8 protein-coding genes are annotated in these 7,312 nt (G+C 70.1%); 4 read left to right on the top strand and 4 right to left on the bottom strand.

What is annotated here, in order from left to right; all coding sequences use genetic code 11:
* Positions 1 to 212: 212 nt before the first annotated feature.
* On the bottom strand, positions 213 to 866 hold the full coding sequence (locus tag FLW16_RS36155; RefSeq protein WP_142565134.1) for a class I SAM-dependent methyltransferase: 654 nt from the start codon (positions 864 to 866) through the stop codon (positions 213 to 215).
* 755 nt (positions 867 to 1,621) lie between these two features.
* Between FLW16_RS36155 and FLW16_RS36165 the strand changes: the two genes are divergently transcribed.
* From FLW16_RS36165 to FLW16_RS36175, 3 genes are read left to right on the top strand one after another with little or no spacing between them, the layout of a single operon-like run.
* A complete protein-coding gene (locus FLW16_RS36165; protein ID WP_185949741.1) occupies positions 1,622 to 2,284 on the top strand; it encodes a trypsin-like serine protease in 663 nt (220 codons plus the stop codon).
* 55 nt (positions 2,285 to 2,339) lie between these two features.
* Positions 2,340 to 3,161: a Clp protease N-terminal domain-containing protein gene (locus FLW16_RS36170; protein ID WP_142565140.1), complete on the top strand. Its 822-nt coding sequence runs from the start codon at positions 2,340 to 2,342 to the stop codon at positions 3,159 to 3,161.
* The gene (locus FLW16_RS36175; protein ID WP_142565142.1) at positions 3,158 to 4,129 is read left to right on the top strand and encodes an asparaginase; all 972 of its coding nucleotides are present in this window, start codon (positions 3,158 to 3,160) and stop codon (positions 4,127 to 4,129) included. Before FLW16_RS36170 ends, FLW16_RS36175 begins: the two co-directional genes overlap by 4 nt.
* Positions 4,130 to 4,135: 6 nt before the next feature.
* Here FLW16_RS36175 and FLW16_RS36180 read toward each other — a convergent pair whose 3' ends face one another.
* On the bottom strand, positions 4,136 to 5,287 hold the full coding sequence (locus FLW16_RS36180; protein WP_142565144.1) for a HAMP domain-containing sensor histidine kinase: 1,152 nt from the start codon (positions 5,285 to 5,287) through the stop codon (positions 4,136 to 4,138).
* Between the two features lie 18 nt (positions 5,288 to 5,305).
* Positions 5,306 to 5,641: a hypothetical protein gene (locus tag FLW16_RS36185; protein WP_142565146.1), complete on the bottom strand. Its 336-nt coding sequence runs from the start codon at positions 5,639 to 5,641 to the stop codon at positions 5,306 to 5,308.
* Between the two features lie 407 nt (positions 5,642 to 6,048).
* Between FLW16_RS36185 and FLW16_RS36190 the strand changes: the two genes are divergently transcribed.
* Complete coding sequence (locus FLW16_RS36190; protein ID WP_142565148.1) at positions 6,049 to 6,834, top strand: Bax inhibitor-1/YccA family protein; 786 nt, start codon at positions 6,049 to 6,051, stop codon at positions 6,832 to 6,834.
* 8 nt (positions 6,835 to 6,842) lie between these two features.
* On the opposite strand, the gene FLW16_RS36195 is transcribed toward FLW16_RS36190, so the two are convergent.
* The coding region (locus FLW16_RS36195) for an IS5 family transposase (RefSeq protein WP_142565150.1) at positions 6,843 to 7,312 on the bottom strand (470 nt) is incomplete at its 5' end.

Below are 7,312 nucleotides of genomic sequence, written 5' to 3' on the forward strand. Positions count from 1 at the left end.
GTGGTATGGGTTCGAGTCCCACCGGGGGCACTGGCGCCTCCCAGCATGAAAGAGCCGGTGACCTGCGTGATCCAGGCCACCGGCTGATCCGGCCGGTCCGAGGAGATCGGCGTCACCGGGCGACGTTCAGGCGTGGTGACAAGTCCCTTACGGAATCAGGCCGCCGCCTGTGCCGGGCGGCGTGTACGGCCCCGCGCCCTGTAGCGCGCGCATCAGCTTACGGCGGCGGTTTGTCTGCGCATCAGCAGGTGGCCGCGGCGGAATCGTTCACCCTCCAGAGGCTCGCGCAACATGCGCGCCACCTCGACGAACTCTTCCTTGCGGGCCAGATCGGCCAAGTCGTCGATCGGCCACCGGTAGGCCGGCAAGACCTTGTGGTCGAACTGCTGGACGGGACCGCCCTCGGATTCGAAGAAACCGAGCAGGAGGTAGCCACCCGGGGCCAGCACCCGGCGGAACTCGGCGAAGTACGGCGGCAGCTCCGGTGGTGGGATGTGGATGGCGGAGTACCAGGAGAGCAGACCGCCCAGCTCGCCGTCGGCCACGTCGAAGGCGCCCATCGAACCGACCTCGAAACGCAGGTCAGGATGGTCTTTGCGAGCGATGTCGATCAGCGCGGGAGACAGGTCGACGCCGAAGGCGTCCAGTCCGAGGTCACGCAGGTGTGCGGTCATGTACCCGGGACCGCAGCCGGCCTCGGCGACGGGCCGGGGTCCGGCGGCCCGTACGAGTTCGGCGAACACGGCGACTATCGCGCGATCCAGCGGCAGGCGGTCCAGCGAGTCTCGGGCGAGGTCGGCGTAGAGGTCGGCTACGGCGTCGTAGGCGTCCGCCGTCGCGGTCAGATAGGGGGAGGATTCGGCCACGGCGGACGACTGTAGTTCATCGGCCGGCAAAAATCGTCGTTGCCCGACCGGTGGGCGCGTCCGTTCCGGTCCGGTCGGCCGCGACGTCAACGAGTGGCGTCCCCGAGGCCATAGGCCGTCATGGCGAACCGCGGGCGAGATCACCGCTGTTACCGGGCCGCGCTCGTGCGGCGCTACAGAGGCCCCCGCCGGAAGGAATCACATGTACGGGAAACGATGCGGCATCTTAGGTGCGGCCCTCCTCGGCACGCTCGTGCTGTGGCCGACACAGGGTGCCCTGGCCTCGCCCTCGACGGTCTCTGGTCTCGCGGTTGCGGTGGCGGCGACATCGCCGCAGGACGACGGGCGCGGCCGGGACCACCATCGCGGGCATGACCACCGTGGGCATCACCACCGGGGTCACGACCATCGCGGGCATGACCACCGGGGCCGGATGTCGAGGTAGGCGACTCGGACCGCATCACCATGGCCGCTCCTCCTTCGATCGGAGGGGCGGTCTTCGCGTGTGCGGGGGTTGTGGGTGGCGGCCTCCCGCTACGTGTTCCGGCACCGCGGACGTTGATTCCGGAGGTTCGCCCCTGACGGCCGACCGTAGATCTTTTCGTCCACTTTTGTCATAGGGAGCCCATGCTCGGATACATTCGTGCATGCGTTTCGTCCCTTTTGTCATGATTCTTGTGGGTTTGGTGACAGGTGTTGCCTCGCCTGCGTCGGCCATCACCCACGGCTCGGTCGATAAGACCAATCACCCGGAAGTGGGAGCCCTCATCGGTGACAAGCCGGAAAGCGACGGCACGTGGTCGTACTGCACCGGCACCCTCATCTCGCCGACCGTCTTCCTCACGGCGGCCCACTGCGGGAACAAGGGCCAGAAGACCGCCCGGGTCTCCTTCGCCAGCCACTACCAGCCCGGCGAGAAGCTGTACACCGGTCGGTACGTGGCCGACTCGAGATACAAGGGCGACGCCTATGACCTGGCGGTGGTGATCTTCCCCGAGCCCGTCAGCGGCATCACGCCGGCCAAGCTGCCCACTCTGGGCCTGCTCGACCAACTCAAGGCCGACGGCACTCTGCAGACGGCGCGCTTCACCCCCGTCGGGTACGGCTCGCTGGACCCCACGAAGAAGCGGCACGGATGGCGGTACCACTACATCGACACGCGCAGCCAGACCTCCATCTCCTTCAAGCGCCTCGGCAGCAGGTGGCTCGACCTGACGCCGAACCCCTCCCGGGGGGAGGGTGGAACCTGCTACGGCGACTCGGGCGGCCCCAACTACCTCGGAGGCCCCGACTCGAACCTGCTCGTCGCCACGACGATCAGCGGAGTGGACGACGCCTGCCGGACGACCAACGTCGACTACCGCCTGGACATCCCCGAGGTCCGGGAGTTCATCGGCAAGTACGTCACGCTTCCCTGACCTCGATCCCAAGTTGGGGGTAGACGGATAACCCCAATGGGGGTATGAATTATGCATGCCTAAGATCAACGTGTATCTGCCGGACGATCTCGCGGAGGCGGTCAAGGAAGCGGCACTGCCGGTGTCCGCGATCTGCCAGCGGGCGCTGGAGCAGGCGGTGCGCCGGGTGAGCGCCATCCGCGAGAGCATCCTCGGCGATTTCGAGATCGACGACCCCCGGCTGTCGCACTTCACGCCCAGGACCCGCGCCGTCTTCCGGATGGCGCTGGAACGGGCCCGGGCCGAGAACGCCGCCGGCATCGGCACCGAGCACCTGCTCGCCGCGATGCTGGCCGAGGGGCAGAACCTCGCCTTGCACGTCCTGCGTGCCATGGAGGTCGAGCCCACCCTGGTCGAGCGCGACCTCGCGAGCCGCCACCCGTCCGTACCCGCCGCAGCGGCCGGCCCAGAGCAGCCCGGGGACGAGGGAACGCGGAAGGACGGTCCGAGCCGGTTCGACGCGCACGCGGCCAACGCCCTCGAACTGGCGGTCACCGAGGCCCATGCGCTGGGGCACAACTACATCGGGTGCGAGCACCTGCTACTCGGCCTGGTCGCGGAGCCCGACGGGATCGGCGGGCAGGTGCTGCGGGATCGGGGCGCCGAGCCGCGGCTCACGCGGCGCGCGGTCGTCGCGGCGCTCGCCGGCTACGTCCACCTCCGGGCCCAGGCGCAGGACGCCTCCGCATCCCAGGCCGCCCCTCAGGCCGCCTCCCAGACCGCCGCGCAGGCCGTGGCGGCGGTCGTCCGTCAGGAGATCGCTCCGCTCCTGCGGCGCATCGAGCGGCTCGAGCAGCACGCCGGAGTCGCCGCGCCCGCCGAGGACGATGCCTCGTGACCGGACGTGTGCTGCTGGTGGCGACGGGCGACGTCATGGCGTACGCCCGTCACACCGGCCGCCCGGGGCTCGCGACGGCGGCCGATCTGCTGGCGGCCATACCCGTGGATCTCGGTGTGGAGGTCGTGACCGAGGACGTGCAGGCCGAGCCGAGCTGGGACACCTCGCCCTCCACCATGCTGCGGCTGGCCCGGCGTGCCCGCTCGGCCCTGGTCGACGAGGGGTTCGACGGCGTGGTCGTCACCCACGGCCTGGACACGATCGAGGAGACGGCCTTCCTCACGGACCTGCTCGCGGGCCCCGCCGCTCTACGCGGTGGCATCGTGCTGACCGGCGCCGTGCGCGGGCTGGACGAGCTGTCGAGCGACGGCCCGCGCAACCTCGCGTCGTCCCTGGTCGCCGCCGCCGATCCCGCCCTTCGCGGCGTCGGCGCGGTGGTCTGCGTGAACGACGAACTGCACGCGGCCCGCTGGGTCACGATGGCCGACGCGACGGGCGTGGCGGCCTTCTCGTCCGCGCCCGCGCCGATCCTCGGCCGGGTGGCGGACGGCAGGGCCGAGATGACGGCGACGCCGCCGCCGCGGCCCCCGGACGCGCGGGGAGAGCCGGAGACGCACGTCGCGCTGATCAAGACCTATCCGGAGATGGACCCCGTGCTCGTCACGTCCGTCGTGGACGCCGGAGCCAGGGGTGTGGTGCTGGAGGGCACCGGCGCCGGGAACATCCCGATCACCCTGTACGCGACCCTGAGTGAGCTGGCGGAGTGGGACATCCCCGTGGTGGTCGCCTCGCGGTGCCGCACCCGGCCGGTCGCGCTGGAGGACCTGCCGCCGGCCCTGGGGCTGGCCGCGAAGGTCGGCGCCATCGGAGCGCGCGGGCTGGCTCCGGTGAAGGCCCGGTACGCCCTGATGGTGGCGCTCGGCGGGGGTGGGCGGCGCGCCGTCCGCGACTGGTTCGCCCGCCTCTGACCGCCGTCAGGCATGTCCCTCGTTCACCGGCGCCGACGCCTCCTCCACCTGCGGCGGCTCGGCGTACGGGCCCGCGGTGCGGCGGACCGCCGCCCGCGAGGGCGCGGCGTCGGTGTTCGGCGGGCAGCCGGAGACCGGCAGGCACAGCACGAACATGGCGCCGCCGTACGGCGACTCGGCCGCAACCAAGGTGCCGCAGTGGGCGCGGGCGATGTCGCGGGCGATGGCCAGGCCGAGCCCGGCGCCACCGCGGCCCCGGCTGCGCGCCGTGTCCGACCTGGCGAACCGCTCGAAGATCCGCTCCCGTTCGCGCACCGGGACGCCGGGACCGTCGTCGCCGACCCACAGCTTGACGAAGCCGTCGTCGCGCCGGAGCCCGATCTCGACCACGCTCCGGGCGTGCCGCTGCGCGTTGTCGAGCAGGTTGGTCAGGAGCCGGGCGAGGTGGCGCGGCGCGGCGTGCATCCTGACGCCGTCCTCCAGCAGAAGGCGCACGGGTATCCGGTCGGTCCGGCGGGCGACCTCCTCCCTGACCAGTGCCGACACGTCCACGGGCTTGCGGCCCGGGGCCGTCGCCCCCACCTTCGCCAGCAGGAGCAGGTCGTCGATGATCGCTTCCAGTCGCTCCACGTCGAGCAGCGCGTCCCTGAGCAGCGACCGCAGATCGGTCTCGTCGGGGTGAAGCTGCGCCTCCTCCAGTTGCGTGCGCAGGCCGGCGAGCGGAGTGCGCAGTTCGTGGGAGGCGTCCGCGGCGAACTCGCGCTGCCGCCGCAGCGCCCGCTCGGTGGTGAGCTTCGCCTGCTCGATGCGGGCGAGCGTGCTGTTCACGGTGCGGGCGAGCCGCGCGATCTCGTCGTCCCCGGCCGGTACGGGCACCCGGGTGTCTAGGTCGTTCACGTTGACGGCGGCCAGGTCGCTGCGGATGGCCTCGACGGGGCGCAGGGTGCGTCCGGCCACCTTCCAGGTGGCCCAGGCGGTGAGCAGCACGAGCACGGCGACCTCCGCGGTGAAGAGCAGATCGAACATCGCGACGGGAGTGAAGCCCTCGACGGGGCGTCCCGCGTACACGACGGGGGAGTCGGGCCCCGGCGTCACCCGCAGCGCCGACAGACGCAGGCAGCCGAACCCGTCGTGCGTACAGGCCTGCAGGTCCTGCATCGGGTCCTGCTGGGACGGTCAGAAGGAAGTCAGCGGGGGCCTCCCCCGGGCGGCGGGCGACGCGGCGAGCACCCGCCGATTCGGAGCCACCACTTGGACCAGGTCGATCCCGGCGACCTGCGGAGTGATGATGTGGCGGAAATGGCCCGCACGCCACGCGGCTGCCGTGAGCGCCGCCTCCTGCCGGGCGTCCAGCCAGACCGCGGTGGAGAACGCCTGCCGGGCCAGCATGCTGCCCAGGATCCCGGTGGGGATCAGCAGCAGGGTGGCGAGCGCCGTGATGAGGACGGTGATGCGTCCTCGGATGGAATGAGGCCGAAACCTTCGCAATAGCGGTGGGCCGCTGACGTTCATCGCCGTCCTCCTCGCGATGACATTCCCTTGCGGCACTGGCGGCGGACGGGTCTCCGGTGTCGAGGTGGCCGTCCGGACGGCCTGCTGTGCCGGTCTGTTCGGAATGAGGCTCGCAACGGCAGGCGGAGTGGTCGCTGTGGCGTTCTGCCTGGTCAGGCCGCTACTTCTCGGCTCCGCACCACGCTAGCACTAGACTTTAAGAACTCAAGTAAAGGAAATGTTCAAGTTTGTTCTGTGGTCGGCGTCGGTCGTTTCCGTCCGTGGGCGACGGCGGGAACTCGCCCGGAAGTCTGATCGTTGCCACTATGGTGGAGTGGCGCTCCCACTTGTAGGGGTACCGCTCCTCGGGCACCATCCCACTAGGCCGCGCAGCGGCTGATCAGTGAGTCGCGTCCTGGAGGAAGCGAATGGAGAGCAAGAACCCCATATTCAGTCGGCGCGGGGCGGCTGGTCAGCAGGCGTGGGCCGGTCCGACGCCCAGCGTGCAGCAGCTGAACCAGATGTACGCCACCCCCTCGTACGCTCCCCCGGCGGCGCGGACCATGACGATCGACGACGTCGTGGTGCGCGGCTTCATGACCCTCGGCACGCTCGTCGTGTCGGCGGCCCTGGCCTGGTACTTTAACGTCGGCTGGGGGCTGGCGGCGCCGGCGATGATCGTGGGCCTGATCCTCGGGCTCATCGTGTCGTTCCGGCAGAGCACGAATCCGGCGCTGATCCTCGGCTACTCCGTGTGCTACGGCGTCGCCATCGGCGTGCTGAGCCACATGTACGACTATGTCTACAACGGCATCGTCCTGCAGGCCGTGCTCGGCACGATGGTCGCGTTCGGCGGCACGCTGGCCGTGTACGCACTGAAGATCTTCCGGCCCACTCCGAAGTTCGCCAAGTACGTGATCGCCGCCGCGTTCGGCGCGGTCGGCCTGATGCTGATCAACTGGATCGCGGGCTTCTTCGTCAGCGGTGGCCTGGGCCTGCGCACCGACAGCCCCATCGGCTGGGTCTTCAGCATCGGCATGATCCTGCTCGGCTGCTTCTTCCTGCTGCTCGACTTCAGCGAGATCGAGCAGGGGGTGCGGGCCGGCGTGCCGGAGCGCTACTCGTGGCTGATGGCCTTCGGCCTGACCCTGAGCCTCGTCTGGCTCTACCTGGAGATCCTCCGCTTCATCAGCTACTTCACGAACAACGACTAGGGCCTGTCTCAAAGCCTGGTGAGCCAGTCGTTGATGGCGGTTATGTGGATGGCGGCTTGGTAGCGGACGGCGAGTTTGTCGTATCTGGTTGCGATGGCGCGGTGGCGTTTGAGCCGGTTGATGCCGCATTCCACAGCATGACGGGCGCGGTAGTCGTGGGCGTCGAAGGTGAAGGGTCGACCGCCGCGGCTGCCGCGCCGTAGGCGTGCGGCGATGCGATCGGCTGGCTCGGGGATGGTGCACCTGATCCCGCGACTGCGTAGGTGGGCGCGGATCGCCCGGGAGGAGTAGGCCTTGTCGGCGCGGACGATCTCGGGCCGGGTGCGGGGCCGGCCGGGTCCGAGCCGGGGGACGCGGATGCCGGCCATGACCGCCTCGAACTGTGGGGCATCGCCCCGCTGTCCGGCGGTCAGTACCAGCGACAGCAGCCGCCGGCCCTGCTCGCAGGCCAGGTGCAGCTTGGTCGACAGGCCACCGC

Origin of the sequence: Microbispora sp. KK1-11 (genome assembly GCF_006874435.1) — a bacterium.
GTDB classification, from domain to species: domain Bacteria; phylum Actinomycetota; class Actinomycetes; order Streptosporangiales; family Streptosporangiaceae; genus Microbispora; species Microbispora catharanthi.